The organism is Catenulispora subtropica (genome assembly GCF_039531675.1).
GTDB classification, from domain to species: Bacteria; Actinomycetota; Actinomycetes; order Streptomycetales; family Catenulisporaceae; genus Catenulispora; species Catenulispora subtropica.
Map to the genome: position 1 here is coordinate 1 of NZ_BAAAQM010000009.1, position 26,292 is coordinate 26,292.

The 26,292-nt window shown below is 66.6% G+C and carries 27 protein-coding genes and 1 pseudogene; 17 read left to right on the top strand and 11 right to left on the bottom strand.

Features of this window, described 5'->3' with window-relative positions:
• From ABD466_RS10130 to ABD466_RS10150, 5 genes are all read left to right on the top strand, one after another.
• The coding region (locus ABD466_RS10130; RefSeq protein ID WP_344656707.1) for an ABC-three component system protein at positions 1-625 on the top strand (625 nt) is incomplete at its 5' end.
• Between the two features lie 67 nt (positions 626-692).
• Positions 693-1,139: a three component ABC system middle component gene (locus ABD466_RS10135; protein ID WP_344656862.1), complete on the top strand. Its 447-nt coding sequence runs from the start codon at positions 693-695 to the stop codon at positions 1,137-1,139.
• 6 nt (positions 1,140-1,145) lie between these two features.
• Positions 1,146-3,116 carry a DUF3732 domain-containing protein gene (locus tag ABD466_RS10140; RefSeq protein ID WP_344656708.1) on the top strand — a complete coding sequence of 657 codons (1,971 nt, stop codon included), beginning with the start codon at positions 1,146-1,148 and terminating at the stop codon, positions 3,114-3,116.
• Between the two features lie 702 nt (positions 3,117-3,818).
• Positions 3,819-4,079, top strand: a complete 261-nt coding sequence (locus ABD466_RS10145; protein ID WP_344656709.1) for a hypothetical protein — start codon at positions 3,819-3,821, stop codon at positions 4,077-4,079.
• Between the two features lie 79 nt (positions 4,080-4,158).
• Entirely contained in the window at positions 4,159-4,833 is a 675-nt protein-coding gene (locus ABD466_RS10150; protein WP_344656710.1) for a hypothetical protein, read from the top strand.
• 658 nt (positions 4,834-5,491) lie between these two features.
• Here the strand turns inward: ABD466_RS10150 and ABD466_RS10155 are convergent.
• Entirely contained in the window at positions 5,492-5,875 is a 384-nt protein-coding gene (locus ABD466_RS10155; RefSeq protein ID WP_344656711.1) for a hypothetical protein, read from the bottom strand.
• A gap of 137 nt (positions 5,876-6,012) precedes the next feature.
• Between ABD466_RS10155 and ABD466_RS10160 the strand changes: the two genes are divergently transcribed.
• On the top strand, positions 6,013-6,765 hold the full coding sequence (locus tag ABD466_RS10160) for an aminoglycoside phosphotransferase family protein (RefSeq protein ID WP_344656712.1): 753 nt from the start codon (positions 6,013-6,015) through the stop codon (positions 6,763-6,765).
• Between the two features lie 259 nt (positions 6,766-7,024).
• On the top strand, positions 7,025-7,528 hold the full coding sequence (locus ABD466_RS10165) for a hypothetical protein (RefSeq protein WP_344656713.1): 504 nt from the start codon (positions 7,025-7,027) through the stop codon (positions 7,526-7,528).
• Here ABD466_RS10165 and ABD466_RS10170 read toward each other — a convergent pair.
• Complete coding sequence (locus tag ABD466_RS10170) at positions 7,467-8,291, bottom strand: IS5 family transposase (RefSeq protein WP_344656714.1); 825 nt, start codon at positions 8,289-8,291, stop codon at positions 7,467-7,469. The genes ABD466_RS10165 and ABD466_RS10170 overlap by 62 nt on opposite strands.
• A gap of 111 nt (positions 8,292-8,402) precedes the next feature.
• On the opposite strand from ABD466_RS10170, the gene istA reads away from it, so the two are divergent.
• Entirely contained in the window at positions 8,403-9,887 is a 1,485-nt protein-coding gene (istA, locus tag ABD466_RS10175; RefSeq protein WP_344656715.1) for an IS21 family transposase, read from the top strand.
• Between the two features lie 20 nt (positions 9,888-9,907).
• Here the strand turns inward: istA and ABD466_RS10180 are convergent, their stop codons facing one another.
• Positions 9,908-10,174 (bottom strand): hypothetical protein, encoded by a 267-nt coding sequence (locus tag ABD466_RS10180; RefSeq protein WP_344656716.1) that lies wholly within the window; start codon positions 10,172-10,174, stop codon positions 9,908-9,910.
• 73 nt (positions 10,175-10,247) lie between these two features.
• On the opposite strand from ABD466_RS10180, the gene istB reads away from it, so the two are divergent.
• Entirely contained in the window at positions 10,248-11,081 is an 834-nt protein-coding gene (gene istB / locus ABD466_RS10185; RefSeq protein ID WP_344656717.1) for an IS21-like element helper ATPase IstB, read from the top strand.
• Between the two features lie 460 nt (positions 11,082-11,541).
• On the opposite strand, the gene ABD466_RS10190 is transcribed toward istB, so the two are convergent.
• Complete coding sequence (locus ABD466_RS10190; protein WP_344656718.1) at positions 11,542-12,531, bottom strand: hypothetical protein; 990 nt, start codon at positions 12,529-12,531, stop codon at positions 11,542-11,544.
• Positions 12,528-12,866, bottom strand: coding sequence for a PadR family transcriptional regulator (locus tag ABD466_RS10195; RefSeq protein ID WP_344656719.1), 339 nt, complete (start codon positions 12,864-12,866; stop codon positions 12,528-12,530). The genes ABD466_RS10190 and ABD466_RS10195 overlap by 4 nt, the downstream gene beginning before the upstream one ends.
• An 80-nt stretch (positions 12,867-12,946) precedes the next feature.
• Here ABD466_RS10195 and ABD466_RS10200 point away from each other — a divergent pair.
• Positions 12,947-13,039: pseudogene (locus ABD466_RS10200) on the top strand (hypothetical protein); the annotation flags it as partial.
• A gap of 202 nt (positions 13,040-13,241) precedes the next feature.
• Positions 13,242-13,502 (top strand): DUF6924 domain-containing protein, encoded by a 261-nt coding sequence (locus ABD466_RS44415; protein ID WP_425558601.1) that lies wholly within the window; start codon positions 13,242-13,244, stop codon positions 13,500-13,502.
• A 188-nt stretch (positions 13,503-13,690) separates the two neighbouring features.
• Here the strand turns inward: ABD466_RS44415 and ABD466_RS10205 are convergent, their stop codons facing one another.
• The 4 genes from ABD466_RS10205 to ABD466_RS10220 are packed head-to-tail and all read right to left on the bottom strand — an operon-like array spanning position 13,691 to position 17,766.
• Complete coding sequence (locus ABD466_RS10205; RefSeq protein WP_344656720.1) at positions 13,691-13,903, bottom strand: hypothetical protein; 213 nt, start codon at positions 13,901-13,903, stop codon at positions 13,691-13,693.
• A 35-nt stretch (positions 13,904-13,938) separates the two neighbouring features.
• Positions 13,939-14,388, bottom strand: coding sequence for a DUF6262 family protein (locus ABD466_RS10210; RefSeq protein ID WP_344656721.1), 450 nt, complete (start codon positions 14,386-14,388; stop codon positions 13,939-13,941).
• Complete coding sequence (locus tag ABD466_RS10215; protein ID WP_344656722.1) at positions 14,375-16,666, bottom strand: tyrosine-type recombinase/integrase; 2,292 nt, start codon at positions 16,664-16,666, stop codon at positions 14,375-14,377. Before ABD466_RS10215 ends, ABD466_RS10210 begins: the two co-directional genes overlap by 14 nt.
• A complete protein-coding gene (locus ABD466_RS10220; protein ID WP_344656723.1) occupies positions 16,663-17,766 on the bottom strand; it encodes a tyrosine-type recombinase/integrase in 1,104 nt (367 codons plus the stop codon). Before ABD466_RS10220 ends, ABD466_RS10215 begins: the two co-directional genes overlap by 4 nt.
• 116 nt (positions 17,767-17,882) lie before the next feature.
• On the opposite strand from ABD466_RS10220, the gene ABD466_RS10225 reads away from it, so the two are divergent.
• The 6 genes from ABD466_RS10225 to ABD466_RS10250 all read left to right on the top strand — a co-directional run bounded on the left by ABD466_RS10225 (position 17,883) and on the right by ABD466_RS10250 (position 25,622).
• Complete coding sequence (locus ABD466_RS10225; protein WP_344656724.1) at positions 17,883-18,626, top strand: ComEC/Rec2 family competence protein; 744 nt, start codon at positions 17,883-17,885, stop codon at positions 18,624-18,626.
• 256 nt (positions 18,627-18,882) lie between these two features.
• Positions 18,883-20,424: an integrase gene (locus tag ABD466_RS10230; RefSeq protein WP_344656725.1), complete on the top strand. Its 1,542-nt coding sequence runs from the start codon at positions 18,883-18,885 to the stop codon at positions 20,422-20,424.
• Positions 20,421-22,139 carry a hypothetical protein gene (locus ABD466_RS10235; RefSeq protein WP_344656726.1) on the top strand — a complete coding sequence of 573 codons (1,719 nt, stop codon included), beginning with the start codon at positions 20,421-20,423 and terminating at the stop codon, positions 22,137-22,139. The genes ABD466_RS10230 and ABD466_RS10235 overlap by 4 nt, the downstream gene beginning before the upstream one ends.
• A 65-nt stretch (positions 22,140-22,204) precedes the next feature.
• Complete coding sequence (locus ABD466_RS10240) at positions 22,205-24,307, top strand: integrase (RefSeq protein WP_344656727.1); 2,103 nt, start codon at positions 22,205-22,207, stop codon at positions 24,305-24,307.
• A complete protein-coding gene (locus ABD466_RS10245; RefSeq protein WP_344656728.1) occupies positions 24,304-24,717 on the top strand; it encodes a hypothetical protein in 414 nt (137 codons plus the stop codon). Before ABD466_RS10240 ends, ABD466_RS10245 begins: the two co-directional genes overlap by 4 nt.
• A gap of 116 nt (positions 24,718-24,833) precedes the next feature.
• Entirely contained in the window at positions 24,834-25,622 is a 789-nt protein-coding gene (locus ABD466_RS10250; RefSeq protein ID WP_344656729.1) for a hypothetical protein, read from the top strand.
• 230 nt (positions 25,623-25,852) lie between these two features.
• On the opposite strand, the gene ABD466_RS10255 is transcribed toward ABD466_RS10250, so the two are convergent.
• Positions 25,853-26,002 (bottom strand): hypothetical protein, encoded by a 150-nt coding sequence (locus ABD466_RS10255; RefSeq protein ID WP_344656730.1) that lies wholly within the window; start codon positions 26,000-26,002, stop codon positions 25,853-25,855.
• Positions 26,003-26,058: 56 nt separating this feature from the next.
• Positions 26,059-26,292 (bottom strand): hypothetical protein, encoded by a 234-nt coding sequence (locus ABD466_RS10260; protein WP_344656731.1) that lies wholly within the window; start codon positions 26,290-26,292, stop codon positions 26,059-26,061.

A 26,292-nucleotide genomic window follows, 5' to 3' on the forward strand; every position in this document is an offset into this window, starting at 1 on the left:
CCACACCGAACCACCAGATCAGAACCTTGATCAGAAACTAGCTAAGCGGCATTGGGCTCTGGCCCTGCTGCAGCGGCGTCTCGACAAAGTCGACGTCGGCGCGGCCAAAGAGATGATTTCGTACATCCGCGACCAGTTCACCGCCGAGACCCTTCCCACCATGGTCGGGCTTGCCGATGCGAACGAGACCGAGCTTGCGCGGCAGTATGGCGACAGCGTGTTCGTTCAGCAGATGAACTGGATCGCCTTCCCGCCGCGGAACCTTCAGAAGGCGATCGTCGACTACTACCGCGCCTATACACAGGCTGTGAGATGGCTCGACGAGGACCTGATCGCTCTGGCCGAACTCGAGCGCTTTGAAGCAGAGCTTGTAGACGAGTGGGAACGTGAGTTCGAGTTCATGCAGTACGGGCTCGACGATGACGCCGACGAGGCCGCCAAGCAGGCGGCGGGGACGAACCTGCTACGCACCCTGCTGGCCCAGACCGCCATCATCGTCCGGCCGAAGTACAACGATTCCTTTTTCGCCCGGGGGCGTCGGCATGTGCTTGCAGATGGCGGACGCGTAGGCTGGCACACCGACTTTCAGGAGCGCGTCGAGCAGCTCCTTCATGTGAGCACCTGAAGGCTCTCAGTTGGTCAATGGAGGATAGGTGGTTTCATAGACCGATCGCCCTGCCGTTGTGGCCTCGATGCTCAACCCCGCGCTTGTCGCGGTCATCGTCGCCGAGGCTAGCCGGGGGCATCTGAAGGAATCGGGCGATGACATCCCATGGATGTTGTCGTTCGTCGTGGCGCCTATGGTGTTGCATCGGGGTACCCGGGAAAGCTTGCCGACATCCACGCGCACACACTTTGCTACTTGGGCCTCAGACAACCCGGTGCTGAGGGCCGGCTTCCCGCAGCGAGCAATCGGCCTTGTCGAACATGTTCGCGAAGGGATTCGCTTCGGACTGGCCCGCGACGTATTCCACCTCGTCGGCGACCGCATCGTTGCCCCGGCGCACCGCAAACCGAGAGGATTTGAGATCCCGGCAGAACTCGGCGAGATCATCCGCAAGGCGAACCTCGCTGGCCGCTGGATGGCGAAGTCGGACAGCCCGTCGGCTATCTTCGCGATCCTGGGCGTGGCACCCTAGACGATTGTGCAGATCCTCGCGATCGTTCTATACAGCTCAACCGGGGCAAGGCGAGTGCTGCCCTTTGTCCCGGGCAAGCTCAACATCGTCACGGGCGGGTCGAAAACCGGTAAGAGCGCGCTGCTGGATATCGTCGAGTTCTGTCTTGGACGCGACGACGTCCAGATGTCCATCGGGCCGATTACGCAGACCGTGGCCTGGTACGCGGTTCTCTTCGAGGTCGGCGATGGACGAGTGTTCGCAGCCCGGCCAGCTCCCGCCCAGGGGAAGGGCTCGACCGTGCGTGCGATGCTCCGGTTCGGCACGGAGCTCGAGCCGCTCGACTTCGCAGAGCTCCGTGCGGATATCGACTCCACGTCGCTGCGCGAACAGCTTGGGCGGCGGATCGGCATCGAGGAGAACCTTCACGAGCCGCCTCGCGGCTCGACGAGAGCTCCCCTCGAGGCGCATATCGGACATGCAGCGCTCCTGTGCTTGCAGAGTCAGAGCGAAATAGCAGATCGCAACCTGCTCTTCCACCGCCAGGGCGAGCCGTTCATGGCGCAGGCGCTCAAGGACACGATCCCGTACTTCCTCGGAGCTGTTGCCCGTGATCAGGCACTCAAGCGTGCGCAGCTGCAGGCTGCACGGCGCGAGTTGAGCCGTGCGGAGGCCGAGTACCGCCGTGCCGAGGAAGCGCACAGGTCGGCGGACTCGAGTCTTTCATCGCTGTGGCGGGAGGCCTACGCGTTGGGCCTGGTGGCGCCGCTGGAACAGCCCGAGCGTCTGGCCGCTGTCAGCGCGCTCCACGCCGCCGTCACTTCTGAACAGCCAGCGCGTGACCTCGATCCCGAAACCGCCGAGAGGCTCGCTGCGCTTGACACCGAGCGCGAGGATTTGCGGCAGCAGCTTCGCAATGTCAGCGGTGACCGCGAGGTACTTCTCCAGCAGGGAACGGCAGAGCACAGCTACACGGGCGCCGTCGCCACCCAGACAGCTCGGCTGGAAAGCCTCAATCTTCTTGGTCTGGCCGGGAACGGCGACGGCGCAACAGACGACGAGACTCACATGCGCTGTCCTGTGTGCCAGAGCACCCTGCGCCAGCCGGATCCTCAAACTGTTGACCTCGAGGTGAGCCTGCGTGGTCTTCAGGCGCAGCTGGCCAACATCGACGCAACACAGCCGGCACGCCGGGCGGCGATCACGGCGTTGGACGAGCGTGTGGCCGACCTTCGTGCCCGGCTGCGCGCAGCTGACGCGGCGCACCGCTCGATCACGGCCGGAGCCGCTGTCGCCGAACAGCTCGCGCTCGATGCGAGGATCGCCTTCGCTCGTGGGCGCATTCACGCCTCCTTGCAGGCGCTCCCGGCGGCATCGGATGCGGAAGTCCGCCGGCTGGCGGAGCTCCGCGATGCGGTCGCTGACCATGTGCGCGCGCTCGAGTCCGAGCTCGATCCTGACGAAGAGCGCGAACAGCTGACTTCCCGGCTCAATGTGATCGGCCGCGACATGACGCTTTGGGCGAATAGGCTGGAACTTGAGCACGCAGGTGCGGACGTCCGGCTCGACTTGACTAAGCTGACCGTCGTCGCCGACACGGAACTGGGGTCGGCGCCGCTCTCCCGCATTGGTAGCGGCGAGAACTGGGTGGGATATCATCTCCTGGCCCATCTGGCGCTTCACCGATACTTCGTTCGGCGAAACCGTCCAGTACCGCGTATTCTGATACTCGATCAGCCGACGCAGGCGTGGTACCAGTCAGAGGTCGACAAGCAGTCCGGCGTACTCAACCGCGACAGTGATGGCGAAACTGTCAGCCGCATGTTCCGCCTGATCTACGAGCTGGTCCAGGAGCTGGCCCCCGACCTTCAAATCATCGTATGTGATCACGCGAATCTGCCGGAGCCCTGGTTCCAGGAGTCCGTCGAGCACAACTTCAGGAACGGCGTGAAGTTGATCCCGCAAACGTGGATTGATGAGGCGAGGAGCCCATCATGATGTGACCATACTATATATGGCGAATCCCAGGTCTATCTGGCAGTTCTCTCGACCGCGCGTCTCTGACCTTGGTAGACGTGCGCCTGCAAGCGACTCGGATATACATAGCCGCCAAGTAGGGCTGGGAGTTCGGTGCCGCAGCCGCAAACGCCGGGACAGGGCACCGGTAGGCCGAGGTGGCCGGAACGGCTCGGTTGGCGTTGCGTGTCATCCAGTCCGCGTGGGAACAGCAGGTGCCCCTGGAGAAGAAGGGCCCGGCCAGGAAGTTCTTCCTGGCCGGGCCCTTCGCTATGTCGGCAGGGTGCGGCAACACGCCGCCGACGAATGTCACGGACGCGTCTGGGCCTCATCCCTGCCGTGTCCGTCCTGACCGGGCAAGATGCCGGTTCGGAGGCTGCCCCTATCGTGTCAGAGTTCTGTTTCCGGGGCGGTGTCAGTATGGGAGCGGGTGTGGCCACACGTCTAGGCACGCCGGACAGGACCGGACACTTTCCGCCCCGTTTTTGGACGAACACAGTGGCGCGCGGCACAATCGGAGGCGGCCAGATTTCATCAGGATTCTGACTTCTCAGAGCACTGATATATGCGACGGCAATCGCGACGTCAGGGCTTGTTTTGCGCAGCGTTATCTGACGTCTGGGCCTCAACCAGCGGCCCCGTCTCGGCGGGGCCGCACTCCAGTTGTCCAAGGAGGCAACACCGATGAACCCTTCCCAACCCTGCACCATCTATGGCGTGCCGCTCCCGGCTCGGATCCCGGCAGCCGGCTGGCTGGCGGTGGTTCCCCCGATCGTCATCATCCCAGCCGTGATCGTCCCAGCGGTGGTCATCGTGGTGGTGGTAGTCGCCGCCGTGGTAATGGCACTGAGCGGCACACCTGCGGCCCCCGCGGCGGCGGCCGCAGGTGCCGCCGGTTTGGCCGGCGCCGAGTGCGTGCGCCGAGTGCGCGCGCAGGCGTCTTGAGGGCCAGCCCATGAGGCCAGCACAGACACCTCGCCCGCGATGCTGTCCACGATGCGGTTGTGTCGCCGCAGGAGTGCCCATGCACCCCACGTCCGTCCAGCAGGCTGCGCGTCACCTGCTCGGGGAGGCTGCCCGGATGGATCCGCGGGTAGGCACCGCCGCATTCGTCGCGGCGGTGTTGGAGTACGCCGAGGCGCACGGTGCACGACTCGGCGGGCCAACTGCACGCCGTCCGGCTCGGGCAACTGCGGTTCCCGAGCTCCAAACCTGGCGCAGCGCGCCAGACCCGCGGCAAGCTGCCGCTTCCGCCGAGCTCGTGGCTTGCATGAGGGATCTGATCGTCTGGGCGGGGTCGCCGTCCTATCGGGACCTGGAGACGCGAGCCGGCGGCAGGTTGCCCAAAAGTACGTTGTCCGAAGCGTTGCGCCACCCGGAACGTTTGCCGTCCCGTGAGATGCTGCGGGCCCTGGTGGGCGCGTGTAAAGCCGCAGAAGACTGGCCGAAGTGGGACGCCGCGTGGACTCGCTTGTCCTCCGAGATGGAGGAGAAGACGGGTAAGCGCCCCTCGGTACCGCGCCGTGGTCGGCTCCCCGACATCAGATCAATGCCGCTGGCGGCCATATCCACGGACGGCTCGCTCGCGATTCAGCTGGAGGATCAGACCGTCGAGGTGCAGAACCTCGTGCGGATCGTGCGAGATCTTAATCCTGGGAGCCGAACCCTGGCCGTGGCAGCGTTCGAGTCCGCCCTCTGACCTCGTCGGGATCAGACGATGAAGGCGTGATACGAGTCTCGTCGGCCGTGGTGCAGCTGTGGCTGGCGAGGCGTGCGGCGTGCAGCTCGCGTTCTGCAGCACGACCCTCCACCCGGGCTGAGCTGGGACGGGGAGATTCAGACGGCGGGCATTACAAGAGCCCCGGCGAAATCGCCGGGGCCTTGGTCTTGTCTACAGACTCCGGGAGTACCGGGGTCACGGAGTCCGTGGCTACACAGCTAAAGCAGCTTGATCGAAGCCGTTTGGGTTCGATGCACGGCTACCGACACCCTGACATCCCTAATTGCCGTCCACGCTGGTTGTAGATCGCTAACACTTGGTCGGATGTAGCCGGCAATCGCCCCTAAAGAGGGTGGCTTTCACTCCCTTTGGATCTAAGCGTCAGAGCGGGCAGCGTTTCCGCAGGTCAGGGATATCGGTTGGTCTTGCGGCGGATGCTACAAAGCTCGCCCCGCTCGACGGTTGGCGCGAAGACCCGCGCGCGGAGGAGATCACGCAGGCTGAGTTCGAGGCGGTCTGGACGGCCGCCCGGTCCGCTCTCGGCGGTTCCGGCTGAGTCGGTGGCCGGGCGACCCGGCAGATCGCTCGGTGTCTTCACGTTTCTACGTCCGGCGGCAGCCCGGCCCCGAGGGGTACGTCAGGCAGCAGGGAACCAGACAATGAGCTTGGCCGCCGCCTCAGCGACGGCTGGATCGGGGCTGGCAGCCCAGCCGCCGAAACGGCGGGCCTCGGCGGCTGCCGCGCGATAGGCGTCGCGGAACCAGGCGATGTGTGCAAATTCGGCAACATCCGGGAACCTCACCACGACGATCTCCCATTCGGGCACGTCGTCGCCTCCGTACAACGCCTCGGCATACTCCCAACTGCTTTCGGCGGACTCGGCGCCGGCAAAGACCGTGTCCGGATCGAACGGAAGGTCACGCTCATCGCGGTAGCCGACCGCCACCAGGCCGATCAGATCGATGACGAGTTCACGCTCCGGTGTTGAAGGATTGGCTTCGTCTGTGAGACGTGACAGCACTTGTCAATGAGTTCTGGCAGCGGTCGATGGTCGAGCTGGTGGAAAGTGTCGATGAGTTTTGGCAGCACCTGTCCAGTTCGCCAGCAGCGGCGCGATAACCAGTTGTGCCCTGCGGGTTGCTTCGCCACCTTTGCCTGGTGACAGCACACGATCTAGGCAGGGTCGAGCGGATTGGTGAGACGGTGCACCGGCCGGTGGGGCCGTGGACTGCGGCGGTTCACGGGCTGCTTCGTCATCTTGAGGCCGTCGGCTACGACCAGGCGCCTCGTGTTCTCGGCTTCGATGAGCAGGGTCGCGAGGTTCTGACCTGGATCGATGGGGAGTCCGGGCCGGACGGCTGGGCCAAGGTCATCGATGACCGCGGGCTGATCGCCTTCGCCCACCTGCTGCGCGACTACCACGATGCTGTTGCCGAGTACCGTCCTGATGAGTCGACCTGCTGGTCGACCACGACGGCCGGAGCGGTGGGCGATGAGGTGGTCTGCCATGGCGACTTCGGCCCCTGGAACGTCGTCTGGAGCGGTGACCGGCCGATCGGAATCATCGACTGGGACCACGCCCGTCCGGCGCCGCGCCGACATGATGTCGCCTACGCCCTCGAATACGTCGCCCCGTTCCGCGCCGATACCGAGTGCCTGCGCTGGCTGCGCTACCCTGAGCCGCCCGACCGGCGCCGCCGTCTCGAGGTGTTCGCCGGCGCGTATGGCCTCACGGACATTGCGGGTCTGGTCGATGCTGTCATCACGGTTCAAGAACAGGATATCGACGCTGTTCGACGCCTGGCCGAGCAGGGCCACGAGCCGCAGGCCACCTGGGTTGCCGAGGGGCTGCTGGACGAGCTTCGAGCCCGTGTCGCGTGGAGCCGGGCCAACCGGCATCTGATCGACTAGCGGCTCTGCGGTCTCGCGCAAGTAGCCTCGGTCCTTCCCGGGGCCGCGATGTTCGCCGACGTTCGTCGCAGGTCAAGGTCGTGCGTCCTCGGCTTCGCCTCCGGGCGCTGCACCTTCGCCTGCTGTAAGAGCCCGTTGTCAATCCGAACATGGCCTGTGAGCTGGGAAAGTAGTTCGGGCTTGGAGGTGTCGGGGGTCGTTGTTCGTGGCAGTGTCCGAGGTGACGTTTCGCCGTTTCGGTTCTGCTGGAGGTGCCCGCGTGGTGTCGATGGATGCGCTGCTGGATGCGCATGAGGTAGCGGTGCGGGCCAAGGTCGAGGCGCTGCGGGAGGATGCTGCCCGGATCGCTGCCGAGCTCGCCGAGGCCGAACGGGCGGTGGACGATGTCGCGGTCACCAGGTCGACGTTGGCTGCCGCCCTGGCCCGAGGTGCCGAGAATACGGATCAGGCTCCTGCGTCGGTGTCGGGTGATGAGCCGGTAGTCGACGGGGCGGACGGGCCCAGGCTCGTGCCGCGCCGGCGGCCGGGCCTGACGGAGGCGGATCTGCCAGCCGTCTACCGGCCCCTGTGGCGTGCGGTGACCGAGGCAGAGGGGCCGTTGCGGGCCGGACAGATCGCTTGCCTGCTCGGCCTGGAGGCGGTGCCGGCGAAGATCGAAGGGGTGCGCTGGAAAGCGAAGCGGCTGGCCGAGCATGGCTGGATCACGCGGTTGGGTTCCGGGGCGTTCGCGGCCTGTCCGGTTTCGTCAGGCGGCGTGTCATGAGCGGGATCATTGCCCAGCGCACCATCGTCTCGTGGGTGTGTGGGAGCCGTTCGTAGTCGCGCACCAGGCGGCGCCTGCGAGTGAGCCAGCCCAAGCTCCGCTCCACGACCCAGCGGCGAGGCAGGACGACGAACCCCGGCGTCTTGTCGGTGCGGCGCACGACCTCGATGCGCAGGCGCAGGTGTTGTGCGGCCCAGCCGATCAGCGCGCCTGCGTATCCGCCGTCGGCCCACACGTGTCGCACGCGCGGGCACAGCATTCGCATGCGGTGTAGCAGCGGCTGTGCGCCGTCACGGTCGAATACCGAGGCAGCGGTGACCAGCACGGTCAGCAGCAGACCGAGGGTGTCGACAACGACATGCCGCTTCGTGCCATTGATCTTCTTCCCGCCGTCGTAGCCGCGCTGGGCGCCTCCGACGGTCTCGGCGGCGCGCAGCGACTGGGAGTCGATGATCGCGGCGGAGGGTTCGGGGTCGCGGCCGTCGGCGACGCGGACCGCGCGGCGCAGCCGGTCGTGCAGCAGCATCGTCAGACCCTGGTCGCGCCAGCGGCGGAAGAACCGGTAGACGGCGTCCCAGGCCGGAAAGTCGACCGGCAGCGCCCGCCACTTGATCCCGTTGTCCACGACGTACAGGACGGCGTCGATCATCACGCGATGGCAGTAGCCCTCCGGCCGGCCGCCTCGACCACCCATCCACGCAGGCACTGGGATCAGAGGCCTGACCTGCGCCCACGCCGCGTCAGTTGTCAGCGGACACGGCAAACTCCCCGTTGGCGGTCAATCCGCCTCCCCGCTGGCGGACATGAGAGCTCCCCACTGACGGACAGTGGATCTCCCCGCGGGGTTCCGGACCCGTGATCCACAGTGGGTCCGGTGAAGAGCGATGAGGAGATCATGGAGATACTTGAGGCCTATGACCTCACCGGCAGTTATCGCAAGGCTGCGGAGCTGGCCGGGTGCGATCACCACACGGTGCGCCGGTATGTGCAGCTGCGGGGGCACGGGGTCGACCCGACCGAGCCGGCCGCGCGGACCAAGCTGATCGATGAGTTCCTGCCGAAGGTGGAGGAGCTGGTCGAACGGTCGCTGGGGAAGATCGGCGCGGACGCTGTTCACAAGAAGATTGCCGCTATGGGGTTCGGCGGCACCGATCGCACCACCCGGCGGGCGGTTGCGGCGGCGAAGGAGTCGTATCGGGCCGGGAACCGCCGGGTCTACCGGCCGTGGATCCCGGAGCCGGGGATGTGGCTGCAGTGGGACTGGGGCTGGGGCCCGAAGGTCGACGGTCGGCAGGTCCAGCTGTGGTGCGCTTGGCTGGCCTGGTCCCGGTTTCGGGTGGTGATCCCGGTGTTCGATAAGACGCTGCCGACGGTTGCGGCCTGCCTGGACGCCACGTTCCGGACGATCGGTGGGGTGCCGACCTACTGCCTGACCGACAACGAGAAGACCGTGACGGTCGAGCACGTCGCCAGGATCGCGATGCGCAACCCGGAGATCGTGCCGATCGGTCGCTACTACGGGACGGTGGTGAGGACGTGCATGCCGGCGGATCCCGAGTCCAAGGGCGGGTCGGAGGCCACGGTCCGGATCGCCAAGCGGGACCTGGTGCCCACGAACGTGAACCTGCGGCCGGCCTTCGAGGACTTCACGGAGCTGGTCGAGGCCTGCGACGTGTTTATGGCGGAGGTCAACGGCCGGGCCCACCGGGAAACGCGTCGGATCCCGGCCGAGATGCTCGCCGAGGAGCAGCACCGGCTGCATCCGGTGCCCGAGCGGGCGTTCACCGCCGCGTTCGGACAGTCCCGCCGGGTCGGCAAGGACGCGACCATCCAGGTCGACGCGGTCCGCTACTCGGTGCCGCACACCCTGATCGACGACAGCGTCTGGGTCCGGTTCCACGGCCAGGACCTGATCGTCACCGCGATGGTGGATCGGCAGCCGGTCGAGGTTGCCCGGCACCTGCGGTCGACACCGGGCAATCCGAGCATCGATGATGCGCACTACCCGGCGGGTTCACGCGGGGAGCGGACCCCGAAACCGACCACCCCGGCCGAGGCGGAGTTCCTGGCCCTCGGCCCGGGTGCGGCGTTGTGGCTGCAAGAGGCGGGTGAAGCCGGGATCCGGCACGTCCGGTCGAAGATGGCCGACGCGGTCACCCTGGCCAAGCTGCACGGAGCTGCCGAAGTCGACCGTGCGTTGGGCACCGCGGCAACCGTCGAGCGGTTCGCCGACGGCGACCTGATGGCGATCCTGGCCCACCAGGTCGAGCACGACGACACCGAGCCCACCCGGCCCGGCGAGTCCCACAGCCTGCAACCAGGCACCTCGGCCTGGTCAGGCTTCGGAGCCGCAGACTAAGGACGCGCCTGAACCCACTACTACTGCACGTCATCCAGCAGGTCGAAGGACTCCGGGAACTCCTGCAGGAACGTCCGCCTGCCAGGATCCGTCTCCGCTTCCGCTAGCTCCTGCAACACCTGAAGGAAGCGGGACCGCTGAGCCTCCGGCAGCCGGTGCAGCACCCACACGACGCTCTCCAGCATCTTCACCGCGTCGTCGGGGTTCAACGTGTCGTCGTCGCAGCTGTCTAGGAACCACGTCAGGTCGACGACAAGCCCGGTGAGCACGGGCACTAGCGGATCCATGTCGGTCACCTGAGCAACCTAGCCGAACCACACAACCCCTACGAGCACCCCCCACGAGAAGGAGCACCAGCCCATGACCGAGACCATCAGCACTTTGAGCCCGCCGCGCCCACGGCCGTCGGCTCCCGCCGCCGCGGTCGCGGCGACCTCCGGCGCGGCGCTGGACGAGGCGATCACGCTGACCCGCAAGCTGAAGCTGCCGCACATCCGCCGTGCCTTGGCCGAGATCGTGCCGGTCGCCAAAGCCCAACGCTGGGACCCCGCCGAGGTCGTCCGAGCGCTGCTAGCCGAGGAAGCGGCCGGCCGTGACGCCTCCAACCTGCGCACCCGTCGCCAGCGCGCCGCGTTCCCGACCGGGAAGACCTTCCACATCTGGAACGAGGACGCCTCCTCCATCCCCGTCCCCACCCAATCCTCGCTGCGCACTCTGGAATGGGTAGGCCGCCGAGAGAACCTCTGCGTCGTCGGCCCATCCGGCACCGGCAAGTCACACTTCTGCGAGGCTCTCGGCCAGGCCGCGGTCGACGCCGGGATGACCGTGGCATGGTTCACCATCGAGGACCTCGGCGCTCTGGTCCGTCGACACCGCGTCGACGACTCCGTCACCAAAGCCATCGCCCGGATCACCCGCACCGATCTGACGATCGTCGATGACATCGGCCTGTTGCCGATCTCCGCTGATGCTGCCGAAGGGTTCTACCGCCTGGTCGACGCCGCCTACGAGCGGCGCAGCCTGGCCGTGAGCAGCAACCTCCACCCGGCCGGCTTCGACGAGATCATGCCCAAGACCCTCGCCACCGCGACCGTTGACCGGCTTCTGCATCACGCGCACGTCGTCGTCACCCAAGGCGACAGCCACCGGCTCGCCGAAGCCACCACCGGACGCGGCGTCGTCCCCCTGAACTGACCCCGATCACTGGGGAGAACCGCTGACCGTCTGGGGACTTCTACCGTCCACCAGCGGGGAGCTCTGTTGTCCGCCACCGGGGAGATCGAACTGTCCCTTGACAGTCTGATCCGTTGGATACACCGCGAACCGCCGGGGCTGATCAGCTGCGTTACCGAACCGGCACGGCAGGCAGTTGCACGACACGCCCACCGCACCGGGATCGGTGACATCGGCAGCTACAGCGTCCAGCATGGACACAGGGCCTCCTTCGCGCTTCGGTCTCGACAACCAGGAGCTACGCAGGAGGCCCTGCTTCTATGCACCGGACACAGCGGGATCACCCGAAAACGTGATCAGTCACACCGACCGTTCGGAAAGACAACGGGCTCTAAGGCAAGTTGCTTTCGGATCCGCCAGAACCACCGTCCTGATCGGCGCGGAACCCGATGACCGGTAAGCGCGATGTGTGCCGATGGGACTAGCGGCGAGGCGCCTTTGTCCGATGTGGACGGCGCTGCCGCCGGAGCCAGCCGATGGTCCAGGCCATCGGCGGGCTGACAATGGCCAACGTTGTCGCAGCGGCAGTAACCCCGGCCTTGGTGCTATCCGATGTACCAGCCGACTGGAAACTCTGGATCCCGAGCCAGATGAGCACCGCCCCGAGCGTGACTCCAGGCGCGCTCGAGAACAGCCACTTGTCGAAGAGCCTGACAGCAAGGTTTGAGACCTGCGCGGTGAGGCGCCGTAGACGCATGAGCGGCCCGGTGACGACCAGCAAGCCGGTCGCGTAGAGAATCTTCCGCCAAGTCGGGTAGGGAGTCTCGCGGCCAAACGGGCCGCAGTCCAGGTCGCCGAGCCAGGCTTGGATCGCCCACTCGTTGCCGGAAATGAACGCCGCGGCCCTGGCGAGCACTCTCGCAGTGGCTTCGCCCGCCTGCTGACTGGGGCGTACGATTTCCAGACCTCGTTGGCGGGACTCGTGATCGACGGAGCCGTCGCTGCAATCGAGCGCCTCAGGCGCCGCATCCTGTGACAGCGCCAGGGTGCTGAAAGCTTTCCTGTAGATCGTGCGGTGCTTGAAGTCGTAACCAAGCTGGAGCCTATGGATCTCACCGCGACTGGTGAGCCCGAAGAACTCAATCGTGTCGCTCAAGTGCGGGACAACCAGCGTTTCGGCAACCTGCGTGAGCCAGAACTTCGAGGCTGCGGGCAGCGGAAGGATTTCGATGGCTTCTGCCCCGCCGCTCAGTTCCTCAGCCATGACAGGCGTGCCGCCAGCTGCGAGTACCCAGCTGCGGCACTCGGCGGCGTGGTTGAGGGTCATAAAGGAGGGCAGCACCACAACGGGCATGCTCCCGCAGGTCGTTATGACCTCTCGCAGCTTCATTTCGATCTGCTGGCCCGCGCCGAGCATCGCTTGCTTTAGGACGAACGCCTGCCGAACTGCAGGGTCGAGGTCGCCGATCATTGCGGGCCGTCTGCGGCAAGACCGTGAAGGTGCGTTGTCTTCACGTCCGAGTTCGATTCCGCCATTGTCGTGCGAGCGGCGATCAGGCCGTTGGGCGTCAGCCGGTAGAAGCGTCGGCGAGGTCCCGTCGTCCGCGTGTTTGTACGCCCGTCGCCTTCCCACGAGGTTTCCACCCAGCCCAGGTCCTCCAGCCGGGCCAGCAGTGGATAGACGGTGCCGGAGGGCAGCTTGGTCAGATGGCAGATCCGCAGGCCCCAAAGCTCGTCCTCGAACCCGTCGATCAGGGTTTGCAGAACGGCTTGGCTGGTCCGCGTCAGGCGCAGTTCCCGTCGCATGGCACCACTGTAGAACGCTGAGACGAGATATGTAGCTACATATCTCGAAGAGGTGTGTCGGTCGCCGCCGCCGTGGGAGCCACGCCGACGGCGTCGAGTCGGTGGTGTTCAGCCCTGACGGCCGCACCCTGGCCAGCGCCGGCGCCGACAAAACGGTGCGGTTGTGGAGTATCGGCTGACTGACACAGCAGCGCATCAAGACGGAGCCCGATCTCCGCAGACGAAGCGTTTTCGGTCCTCATCGGCGCGGGCACGCAGGAGGTCAAGAATCACGGCACGTCCGCCGGGGTGTTACTGGTGAGGTCCTATTCAACTGTCGCGTGTTCCTCGCCCCCCGGTGGCTGCATGTCAACGTCTGGTGCCAGGATGCCGGACATGAGTTTGCCGCAGCCCCGCGAAGACACGAGCCTTGTCCTGCGCACCGACTTCAGCGACGAGGCGGCTTGGGACGCGCTGAGAGCGGCGATCGACGCCCAGGACGAACACGGCGAGGCGACTTATGTCGGTGACGCAGCGTATGACGGCGCGACTGTGCAGTCATTGATCGACGCAGATCGTGGACCGAGGAGAAGGCCTTCGAGTATCTCGTCGCGCTTAGCGTGTTGGCCCGTTGGGTCGAGGAGTGCGACGTCCTGACCGGCTAGGTCCCGCCCACCCTGACTTGGTGCAGAGAAGCAGCCGTCGGCGACGTGGTAGAAGGGGCAGGGCTCGGCACTCACGGTCCCGACCCTAACGGCTTCGACTTGATCAATTCCGGTTTGTCCGAGAACGACACGGAAGGCGTTCAGAAGATCGCCGCGAACGGGTGCGGGGCAGCGTCGGCATCACACGGCCTCGGCGTCAAACAGCTCCTCACCGCCGCCGAGCAGAAACACGAACCGGGCCAGATCCCTGCGCAACTCGGCCAGGTCGTAGCCGTCCGCGCCGACAAACCGGCGCAGCGACGCCGCCATCTCCTCCGGGTCCGCGCCGATCCAGCCGCGCACGAAGTCGAGCATCTCGGCGAGTTCGACGGCGTCCTCGACGGCCAGTTCCACGCAAACATGATGGCAGCGCGCCTGCCCCCGATGTCTCAACCCGCCGAGTCCGACGGCCCATGGCCTCCCGAGCGAGGGGTCGGCGCAGTCGGCCGGACGATCTGAAGCCGCCGCAGCTCGGCGTAGGCACGTTCGAGCTGCTGGCGCTGTCGCTTGTTTTGCTCTGTCAGGGCGTCGACGCGCTTTTGCAGCCGCTCGTTGCGGGCCAACGCGGCCGCCAGTCTCACCTGAAGCGACTTCTCCGACGCCGGCGCCGAGCGCGGGGTGGACCCCCGCTCGGCCAGCTGCTGGACCGCCGCGATGAGGTCGGGCTGTGTGTAGAGCCAGGACCGTGACACCTTCGCGTCCCTGGCCAGCCGCGCGACCGTCACGCGGCCGCCGGAGACCCGCAGCACCAGCAGCGTGTCCTCGGCCCGGCGCCGGGCCTGCTGGCTGCGGGCCGCCGCGGCGGCGGCCAGGTGATGGGAGTTGTCAGCTGGCGGCATCGAGGCTCGCTACCTTTCCTCCGAACACGACCTCGTCATCCTCGCAGCTCTCACACGCCGTGATGATCTTGTCGAGGTTTTCGAGGATCTTCTGGTTCTTCTCGGCGATCCGGGCATGTCCGGCGGACTTCGCGGACTCGATGATGGTCAGCGTCCGGCCGCGCTGCTCCTGGTGCTGGGGCAGGAACTCCGGCGTGGTCAGGAACATCGGGCAGGTCAGGCACGGGTTGGCATGCTCACAGTCCCGGATCAGGGGAAGACCGCAGTAGCCGTTGGGCAGGGTCTGCTTGGCCCGTCCCAAACTGATGCGGCTCCAGACGGCGTTGCTCAGTGGGTCGCTCTCCTCAACCTTGACAATCTCGCCTTCGGCGTTAACCGTCAGCGTCGCCCGCTCCCAGTGTTCGCGGATGGTCGTGTCGTGCAGGCGGGCATAGACGGCGGTCATGGCTGGCGACATGTGGTCCAGGAGCGTCTGGACGACGTGCTGCGGGACGTTGGCGTTGATGAGCCTGGTGCCCAGCGTGTGCCGGAACTGGTGGGTGGTGACCCGGGTCCGGTTGCCGTTCTCATCGACGAGTTCGATGTCCCTCAGGTAGGCCTCGAGCTGGCCAGTGAAGGTCCTGCGGGGGACGGGCCGGTCGCCGAGCGGGTTGTCGTTCTCTCCGGGGAACAACCACGGGCAGCCGCGCGGGAACCGCTCGCGGACGGCATGTGCTTGGACGGCGATCCGTTCGGCCAGCTTCTCGGTGATCGGGAAGAAGGCGACGCGCTCCCCGACCTTGGTGTTTACCCAGGCCAGATAGGGTGCCCCGGCAATATCGCGGACGACGCATTCGATGGGCATCAACAGCGTGTCCTTCGACCGCAGACCGCAGGCGATCATGATGCGCATGACGAGTTGCCCGGCGTGTCGCTCGGGGAATCGGGCCAGGTTCTTCTCGTCCTCGATCTGGCGCATCACCAGCTCGTCGATGAACCGTGGGGCCGGTGGCCTGCGTTTGGGCGAGTCCCCGGGAACCACGATGGCGGTGCGCGGGATCCGCTCCTCCCATCCGTAACGGTGGTTCGTGGCTAGGAAGACGCTGAGCGCGCTGATCTTCGTCCGCCGAAGGATGATGCCGTCGCCGGCAGCCTCCATGTGTGCGTACCAGCTCTCGAGCAGATCGCGAGTCAGCATCTCCGGCTCGGTGCATCCGTCGGTGCGCCCAGCGGCGTACGCGGCGAAGTCCCCTAGATAGCGGACCTTGTCGGCCAGAGCGCTGTTGGAAGTGCCGTGGCTGAAGACCTGCCGGGCCCACCGCTTGCCCAGAGCCCGTATCCAGGGCTGGGGGATGCGGTCGAAGTGAAGGTAGCGGGACGTGCGCTGCGGCTTGTTGGTGAGCCTTCGCAGATCCCACACGTCGCGATCGTATTCGCGCTCCCAGATGCCACCGGCCAGCAGCACTTCCAGGTGGTAGTGGATATCAAGAAGGAACGTCAGCGCGCTGCTAGACGTCTTGCCCGAGGGTCCCGTGGCGTGCGTGCGCCACGCGGCCTCGTCCAGATCGAGAATGCTGGAGACCTGCGTCTCCCGGATTAAGGTAAGGGCCCGTCTGATAGGAATCAGCTTGGTGTTCCTGGTGCCCTCCTCCAGACGGCGTTGCAGGCCTAGCCCCAGTTCGAGCCGAATCTGGCGTGGAAGGTCACTCATGTCGAGCTTCGGCGGGGCATAGGTGGCGTAGGCCGACTTCAGAGCGAGGAACCCGTCCAGGTCCTCGGGCCGCCCCGCGTCCGTCCAGCGCCGGTAGTGGACCTTACAGAGCCTGATCCCGAGGTAGTCCGACCATCTCGGGCAGTCGTCGGCCCGGCAGTCAACCTCGCCGCCGGCAACGACGGTGTATAGGTGTTCGGCCGCCCATGTCGTGGGATCGGCGCCGGTTTTGGCTTTGGTGTAGAGGCCCCAGTGGCGCATGCACAGCTTGTTGCAGTGCCCGACGCGGTTGCATCCCTCGACAGCGCATACGGCCTCGACACCGCGCCGATGGTCGGGCTTCTGTTGCGCGATCCAGGCTGCCAACTCCGGCTTGCCGGCCGCGGTCCAACGGTCGCGATGCCGCTCACAGAGGCCTGTTTTGATGTAGAGTCTTGTCCTTTCGCAGCCTGTGATGTCGCACGTGCCCAGTCCGAAAATCGGATCCTCTGGGTCTGCGACGAAGACGTCGGTGCGAAAGCGGGGCTGCACGGTTTGCATAAGCAGCTCCAGCAGCCGGGAGCGGGAGGCGGGAACGGCACTGCTCACTGCGCGTCTTCTCCGTCCAAGACGCCGTGCTCCAACAGTGCGCGGCGGTAGTCGTTCAAGGTGAGGTGGGCGTAGGTCGAGCGGGTAGTCTGCGACGAGGCGTGCCCAAGGAGCTCGGCCACAACCTCGATGGGAACGTCGGCGCGAAGCAGTCTGGTGGCGTACGAATGGCGCAGGGTGTGCCAGGTGAAGTCGTCGACGCCGGTGGCCGCCTGTAGCCGAGCCTCCAGATCGGACACAGCGCTGTAGGTCATCGCAGCCCCGGGGTGACCGCGCCACAGGTTCACGAACACGAAGTCGCTGTCCAGGTCGCCATATTCCGCGTCGAGGAAGTCGGCATAGCGGAAGAACACGTAGTCGCGGACTGGGACCGACCGGTCCTTCATGCCTTTGACCCGGGCCTGGTTCGGATTGTCCTCACGTGCCACGACGTGGACGGCGCCGCCTGCGGGATCCAGGTCCTCGTGCCGCAGCCCGAGGGCTTCGCTGATCCTCAGCCCGCACTCGTAGAGCAACGTGACCAAGAACCGGTCACGAAGGTTGCGGCAGGCGTCTTGCAACGACGACACCTCGTGGTCCGTGAGGTCCCGAGGAGGCTTTCGTCTAGCCGTGATCTTGATCGGGCTGAACTCCACCGGGCCGGAAAGAGTGTGGGCCAGCAGCGGGATGTAGTCGCCGGTTGGCAGTCTCCCGCTGCCCGTCTTCGCACCGAAGATCGGCTTGGCGGTGCCGCGCAGAGCGTGAAACCGGTAGAACTCGGCGAGGGCCGCGCGCTTGCGTATCAACGTCGTGCCCTCCAACGTTGACGTCACGCCGGGAAGCACGAACACACCAGGCTTCCTGAGTTCGGCAGGCCGGCGGAGCCAGTCGAAAAATAGCGCCGCCTGCTCGATCTCGACGTCCGCGAAGTCGAGCCGCTGCTGGGCCAGCCACTCGAAGTAGTCACCAAGGTCGCGGGCATAAGCCTTGACAGTGCTCGGTGCCTTGCCCTTCGCCACCAGGCTCACCAGGAACGCCTCCACTGCCGCGATCGGCAGGTCGTCCTCACCGAGCACCGTGTAAGAAACGGCTGAATCACCCGCCAACTTCTGAACGCGCACGCTCACACCCTTGTCCTGGACAGATCGAGCCGAGTGTCCACGACGGGCCCGAACCCCTCACCTGGGGTGCGTCAACCACATCACAGACATCTTATTTTCAGCTAGTGATAACCGCCGTGAGCGGTGAGAACCTCGTCTTCGTCCTCGCCGCCGCGCTGCCGATCGCCCGCCTCGCGGGTCTGCGCGGCAGGTTCCTGACGCTCACCGGCCTCGCGGTCGTCCTGGGCTTCACCGTGCTGGCCCGGCCTGAGCCGTCGATGGTCCGCGCCAGTGTGATGGCGCTGCTCAGCCTGCTCCTGGCGGCTATCGGGCGGCGTGCGCGGGGTGTCCCGTTGCTCTGCGCGGGTGGGACCCTCCTGCTGCTGTTCGACCCCTGGCTGGCCCGCTCCTACGGTTTCGCGCTTTCGCTCTCGGCGACCGCCGGGCTCTTCGTCCTCGCGCCCGGCTGGCAGCACGCCCTCGCCGAGCGCCGCGTGCCGCACCGTATCGCCGAGTCGCTGGCGTGCACCGCGGCCGCCGAGGCCTTCTGCCTCCCGGTGCTGGTCTCCCTCACCGCCGAGATCACACCGCTGTCCATCCCGGCGAACCTGCTCGCCGAGGCCTGTGTCGGCCCGGCGACCGTCCTCGGGGCCGCGGCCTTGCTCGGCGCGGCAGTCTGGCTCCCGCTCGGCCGGGGCATCGCCTGGCTCGCGCAGTGGCCGGCCGACGGGATCGTGGCCGTCGCGAAGCACGGTGCGCAGGTTCCCGGTGCGGCCGTCCCCTGGCCCGGTGGTCTCGCCGGGAGTGCCGCGCTCCTCGCGGTCTACGCAGTGCTCTTTCTGATTTCGGCTGCGGCGGCACCCCGCAAGGAGGCACGATGAACCACTCGATAACCGACGACGGGTCAGGCCGCGAAAGCCGTGGAGGGGACGGCTTCCGCAGGTCACCTCATGACCGTTCCGGCCATCACAACCATCACAGCCATCGCCGCATCGTCGGCGCCGTGGCCCTGCTCGCCCTGCTCGCGATAGCAGCGGTCGCGACCGTCCTCATCCTGCGAGCGGGACGCAACGCCCCCTGGCCTCCCCCCACCTGGCTCTTCGCAGCCTGTCGGGGCTTCCCTATTGAATCTACGTGTTGCCCGACAGGGTGTTGCCAGTGAAAGGGGTAAACGTGGGTTCAGTTTGGCGTGTGCATTGGGTGACGGATCGCCAGTTGTCAGCTGACGCGGGGCATCCGATGTTGCGCGGATGGACGGATCTCGACGAGCGAGAGGAGGCCTGCCGGATCGACCCGGGCGATCCGTTTATGACGGACCCTGACTACCGGGTCGATGCGCGGCTGACGCGGTACTTCTCGCGGTCGTCGTTTGCGCATCTAGCGCGGGAGACGAAGCGGAACTACACGACGGACTGCTGTCTGTTCTTCAACTTCCTGTGGCTGCGCGGCAAGAATTGGTGTGACGCCGAGCCGGAGGACCTGCTCGACTTCGAGGACTGGCGACGCTGGTCGCCGCGTAACCCGCAGCGGATCGGCGGTGCGAAGTGGAACCGCGAGCTGGCAGCGATTCGACACCTCTACACCTGGGCGGTCGCCAAGCGCTACGTGTCGGCCAGCCCGGTGATCGAGCGGGAGATGATGAGCCGCACCGGCGAGGTGGTGCGGATCCCGGCGGCCCGCGCGAAGGATGTGCGTTCGTCCAACGTCAAATGGCTGACGCCAAGGACCTACCGGCTCTGGCGCGACGTGGGACTGCGCGGCTACGACGCGTACGGTCGTCGCGATCCGAGCTGGCGGGGTCGGCACGATGACCGCAACGCCGCGTTCTCCGACGTGCTGTTCTCCTCCGGAGTGCGGCGCAGCGAGGGCGGGTCGCTGCTGACGATCGAGGTCCCGGACCGGACGGGTGAGGGTCGCCGCTTCTACGCCGGGCGACTGGGCCGGGAGGTGACCAAGAGTAAGCGGGAGCGGACGTTCTACGTCTCGGCCGAGGCGTTGGCGGCGGTGGACGCCTACTGCGCGACGAGTCGGCGGGCGGTGATCCGCCGTGCTCAGGCCGCCGGGCGCTACGAGAAGCTGGCTGGCGCCGTGGTTGTTACGCGGGGCACCGGCCGGTCCGGGTCGATGCTGCACTGGACCGACCGCCGCGGCCGGAAGGTGGAGCGGGCACTGACCACGTTGACCGTGGTGGAGCGGGCTTCGCTGCTGATCGAGGGCCCGGGCGGGCTGGAGCCGCTGTGGTTGTGGCTGTCGCAGGACGGCACGCCGTTCTGGCCGCACTCCTGGGAGGCGGTCTATCGGGCCGGGTCGGAGCGGTGTCAACGGGTGCTGGCCGGGCGGGTCGCCTCGCCGCCGTTCATGACGCCGCACATGGCCAGGCACTCGTTCGCACTGCACATGCTGGTGGCTCTCCAGCACGTTCATGACCAGCGGTTCGGGCTCACGCCTGAGGAGCGGCGGGACTTCCGGCTGCTCTACGGCGATGTCTGGCGGATGGTCAAAGACCTGCTGGGGCACCGCAGCGAGGAAACGACCCGCGACATCTATCTGGCGCCGGTTGCGGACTTGCAGGTCAGGTCGCTGTTGCTGGAGGAACCGAGCAAGGACACCACGGATCTGTTGGCGGCTATCGCAGCGGCCAGCCATCGGGTGCTGGACACTGAGGCGGTGGTCGCGTGAAGTCGGGCTCGTGGGCGACGATGCCGTCGTTCGATCACCGCAGGGTTCCGCCACTTCCGCCGGACTCGCTGGTGGTGCGGCACGTCGAGGAGAGCGGTCGGACCGCGCGGGACTACGACTTCGGGGAGTTGCCAGTCCCCGAGCCCCTGCGCCGGTCACTGGCCGAGCTGTTCGCGTCCCGGGTCGGGCCGGACGGCACCTGGCGTCAGCTGATCTCCAGCCGGGAGGTCTGGGTCTACCTGACCATGTTTTGCCGGTTCCTGGCTGACCAGGACGAGCCGGTGAACGACGTCGAGGACATAAGCGCCGCGGTCTGGGCGGCGTTCCGGCTCAGCAGGCCGTCGAACACCAGCGGCGGCAAGCAGGTGGTCAAGATCCAGGCGTTGCTGCGCGGGCATCCCCGCTTGCCGGCCGAGACCAGAGAACTGATGGCCAAGCGCGGGGTTTATCAGAAAGCGAAGGAGACCGCCTACAGCCCGGAGGAGTTCGACCGGATCAAGACGGTGGTCACGCGCAGGTTCCGCACGGCGCTGTTCCGCATCCGGGAAAACCAACAGCACCTGGACCGCTGGCGGGCCGGGGAGTTCGCCGCGGACAGCGATCAGTGGCGGCTCGGTGCCGAGTTGGACCACATCGCCCGCACTGGGCGGGCCGCTACCTACGTGGGCAAGGACGGCCGGATGCGGGTGACGACCCAGGCTGGCCGGATCTTGGGCGGGACGAATGCCGAGGCGACCTGGAAGCGGCTGTTCCTGGACAGCGAGGAAGGCGCGGCGCTGATCATGCTGATGATCGCTACCTATGGCTGGAACTCCACCACTGTCCAGGAACTGGAGGTTCCTGAGCCGTCCCCGGACGCCGGGGCGGACGGGCAGCTGATCTATCGGCTGGAGCTTCAGAAGCGGCGGCGGCACATCCCGAACCGCTATGAGACCAGGAACTTGGCCGACTTCGGTGCGGATTCTCCGGGCCGGCTGATCACTCAGGCGATCGAGGCGACCGCGCCGGCCAGGTCGGCGCTGGCCGCGCTCGGCCGCCCCAGCAACCACCTGGTCCTTTGGCACTCGGCTTGGATGGACGAGGCGATGTTCCGCACCGGGCTGCCGGAGAACGTCATCGAGCACATGCAGGAGGAGATGGGGCTGGAGAGGCCGGCGAATGCCCGGCGTCTACGCAAGACCGTGCTGATCGGCAAGCGGGAGCCGGTCCTGCAGAGCCAGGACGTGCATGACAGCGTCTATGTGGTTTCCGACCCGCGCACCGCCGCTGAGGCCGCCGAGGTGATCGAGGCCGGGATCGGGGAGGCTGTCCAGGTCGCGCAGACGGCGTTCGCGGCGAAGGTGAGCCGCAGCGACGTCCCCGCGGACATGGACACCGCGACGGCCTGCTGCACCGACTACACGGCCAGCCCGTTCGGGGGGTCCGGGTCGCCTTGCCGGGCCTCGTTCCTGCTCTGCACCGGCTGCCCGAATGCCGTGGTTACCCTCAGGCACCTGCCGCGGCTGGCCTACCTGCTGAGTGCGCTGTCGGACTTGTCCTCGGTGCTGCCGAGCCCGGTCTGGGAAGCCGACTGGCGAGGCCACCACCGGCGGCTGCTGGAGTTGCGGGCCCGGCCGGAGTTCACCGACACCGAATGGAGCGACGCCCTGGAGCAGGCCACAGGAGAGGACCGCGAGATCATCGACACGCTGTTGAACAGGGGGTTTGACGCATGACCGAGCTGACAGCGGCCGGATGGGATCAAGGCCTGGTCTTCACACCGCCGCCGGTGGACTATCCGGTGTTCGACCCCGCCGAGGTTCGGGAGCAGGCTAAGGCGCTGGCGCCGCGCTACGGCGATCCGGTCTGGCCGTTCCACGTGATCTCCAAGAACCCATCGTCGACCGGGGACGCGATGCACTGGAACCGGTTTCCGGATGGGCTGCGCGAGCAGTTCCGCCACGCGGCTTGGGCCCTGGCCAGGTTCCCGCTGGACGAGGTTTACCAGGTCCGGCATGGTTCTGCGATGCGGACCCGGCTCAGCGCGTCGCGCCGGTTCAAGACGGTGAACGAGTGGCTGAAGTTCGCCCTTTGGATGGACCGGCGCGGCATCGGCAAGATCGGTGCGGTCACAGTGGATGATCTGCTCGATTACGACCGCTACCTGGTGAAGGAGCAGGGCTTGGCGCGATCCACCTGCACTTCGCTTCTCGTCGGGTTGTCCCGGCTGCACGCCTATAGCAGCAAGTTCCTGCCCAAGGAGCACCGCCTCATCGAGCCGCCCTGGGTCGAGGAGGGGCTGGACGACTACCTTCCGGCGGCGTCGGCGCTGGGGGAGAACTCCACTGCGCCGATTACGCCGGAGACGATGGGCGGACTGTTGATCTGGGCGATGCGGTTCGTCGAGCTGTTCGCCGACGACATCCTGGCTGCCTGGAATGAGCGTGAGCGGTTGCTAGAGCGGGTGCGGACAGCCGAGGCGAGGCCAGCTGGCGAGGTGACGAAGGAGCCGCTGAGACGCTACCTCGATCAACTCATTGCCGAAGGGCGTCCGCTGCCCAGGATGGCGTCGGCCGACGTGACCGGCCTGAAGTGGGACGTCGGCGGCGCCACGACGTTCATCGCCGGTCTGACCGGCACACCGCGCGCAACGGTGATCTCGGTGTTGAGGGCTCCGCGTTTCAGGAGCTATGCCGCGGCCAACCCGGGGCCGTGTCTGCTTGGCACGCCAGTCAAGGGCATGCTCGACGGCCGACCCTGGCATCAGGACATCACCTTCACGGAAGTGGTGACCTTGATGCGGCACCTGGTCACCTCCTGCTTCGTCATCATCAGCTACCTGACGGGGATGCGAGTCGGTGAGGTGCTGGGGCTGGAGGTCGGGTGCTGCCCGGATCCGCAAGGGCCGCCGGAGGCTCCCAAGCGGTTCCTGATCCGGGGGCGGGAGTTCAAGGGGGCCCGCGACGAGGACGGCAACCACCTGTCAGACGGGGTGGTGCGCGAGGCGGGATGGGTGGCGATCCCCCAGGTGGTGACTGCGATCCGGTTGCTGGAGAGTATCGCAGGGGAGGGGCTGTTATTCGACGCCTTGGTCCACGACGTCCGCTCGCCGGAGCAGCGGTCGGGCCGGTCACTGTCCACCTCCACGATGGCCAACCGGATCGAGTACTTCGTGAAGTGGGTGAACAACTACGTCGCGGCGAACGGCCGTGTCGGCGAGACCATCGAGCGGGAGGAGGGCGAGCGACTGGCACCGCTTCGATTCCGCAGAACCCTGGCCTGGCACATCGCCCGCCGTCCTGGCGGACTGGTCGCCCTGGCGGTCCAGTATGGGCACATGCGCACGATCGTCAGCGCCGGCTACGCCTCCCGGTCCCGGGACGGCATCCACCACCTGCTGGACTTGGAGACGGCCCGCACAGTTGCCGAGCACTTGTCCGACGTCCACGAGGCGCTGGAGGAAGGCCAGGGCGTTTCAGGGCCCGCCGCCCGCCGGCTGATCGCATCAGCCAAGGGCCAGCACGAACGGTTCGGTGGCATCGTCGCCACGACTCGACAGGCCAAGGCTTTGTTGGCAGACCCCACGCTGAATGTGTTCGAGAACAAGAAGGCATACCTGACCTGCAACTGGGACCGGTCCAAAGCGCTCTGCGAGATTGGCCGGGCCAAGTCCGACGTCCCCAGCCTGGACCGCTGCCAGAGCTCGTGCGCGAACATCGCCCGCACGGACAGGCACGCCGAGCAGCTGGCCGCCGAAAGCGCCTCGCTCCGGCAGCAGGCCGACTCCGGCCTGCTGCCGGAGCCGATCGCCGATCGGTTGCGCGCCAAGGCCGAGACGTTCGACGAACTGGTCACCCGGCACCGGGCCGACCGGATCACGCTGGCCGACCGGGAGGAACAGTGAACGAGGAAACCGAGCGCGCTGGCATCCGCGCGGCGATGGACCGGCTGTTGGCCGGGATCCCGCTGCACTCCGACGGGGCGCTGACGATCGTGTCACTGGCCGAAGAGGCACAGGTCAAAAGGCATGTCCTGACGCACCGCCACGTCGATCTGAAGGACGAGTTCTACGCCAAGGTGCGAGCCCGTGGTCATGTCCCGGACTCTGAACGCAAGCTGCGCGAAGAGCTGGCCCAAACCAAGCGCCGCCTGGAGGAGGCCAACGGCCGGATTGCTGAACTGGAAGGTGACGTCGAAGGCCTCGCCCGGGTCGTCAATGTTCTGACCGTTGAGAACGATCAGCTTCGGGAAAGGATGCCGGAAGCCGGAGTGCTCAGGCTGCTGCCGTCCACCAGATCTGAGGCGCAAGGCTGATCAGCCAGCCCCTCGGCGGGCCGCCACAGGCACCTGTGGCAGCCCGCCGAGCGGGTCTTTGCGGCGGGTCGGAAAACAGCATGTCAATGCCGCCGTCAGATGCGAAGCTTGGAGCCGTGGACCCGCTCTCCCCTCATGTCACACGCGCTCTTTGGTATGTCGACGTGCTGAACGCACGCGGCGTTGCTGTTACCCCCCACGAACTCGATCGCTTCGCGATCACGGAGCCCCCGCGAGCGAGCATCCGTCAGCTGTGGAAGTATGGGGCAGCCTTTGAGGTGTTGGGCGAGGTCCGGGAGGCCGAACCGGTCGCGGGATACATGTTCGCCATGGGCTGGATCCGAGGTGACGATCGCGGCGTCGAACTGACCACGAAGGGTCGAGCCGTCTTGTCAGCTGGCGCCGACGAAGGACAACTGAAGCAGGTGGCCGAACCGGTCGTCACCGACATCGAGCTCAATCCGCAAGACCCGTTGGTGTTCACAACTCTCACGCGCCGCTTTGCCGAAGCAGGGGCGGGCATGCTGGTCGACCCATATATCAAGGCCGACATGCTCGGTTGGCTCACCGAAGCTACCTCACTGTCTCGCATCCTGATCTCCAAGAAGGAGAACAGGGAGCGGTCGCTCATCGCCGTCGCCCTGGACACGCTCCCGAGGGGGAATACCATCGAGGTCCGCGCCACCGACAGCCCTGACCTCCATGACCGGTGCTTGATCGCCGAGGATGGGACAGTGCGCCTGCTCGGTGCATCCGTCACGGGCATCGGGAAAAACCAGACGGCGATCATCACTCCGGATGCGGCGATCATGAATGCCTACCGCACCCGCTACGAGAGCCTGTGGAAGTCGGCCGAGCGTGTCGAGCCTCAGCCGGTCCGAGCGGCGCCGCCTGCGGCGAACTGAGATCGGGCTCCCTTCGTTCCGGCGGGCGGCTGCCGGGAGCGGCCGACCTCAAGGTCAGCCGCTCCCGGGACGGGTGCCGGACAAATACCTCATCGAAAACACTCTCACGGCGTGGGCCGACGAGGTCGTGGAACACCTGTTCTCCACTGTTCGCGTGTCTCATGAGACACCGTGACCCGCCCACTCGCCTTGATTTCGTAACGAGTTGTCCGTGGCCGCGAGCGGAGTCGTCAGCGTCGGCGCCGGTACAGCGGGCACTCGGTGCGCCGCGGCGGCGCCACCTCGATGATCCGGGCCGGGAAGCCCTGGATCGAGGTGTCCCGGCACGGCCGGTGGCGGGACGGCTCCCGCTCCTTCACCGCGTACGTCGAGGAGGCCAAGGGGTTCGGTGAGCAGAACCCACGGCTGACCTACTGTAGGCCACGGCCGGGCCCGCTCACTGCAACCACGCCCCGGCATTCCCCTGGGGGTCCAGATCGACCGCCAGCACTGGCGCGCGACGTGTCAGATCGACGTAGCCCATCAGCGCCAGTTCGTGGTCCATGCGCGCGAGCAGCTCGGCTTCGTCAGCTGGCGGGGTATCCCAGGCCAGCGGATCAACCGCGCACCGATCCGGGCCGGCGCCGCCGGGCGTCGGGTCCTCGGCGTCCCTGGGCGCGGAAGTGGTCAC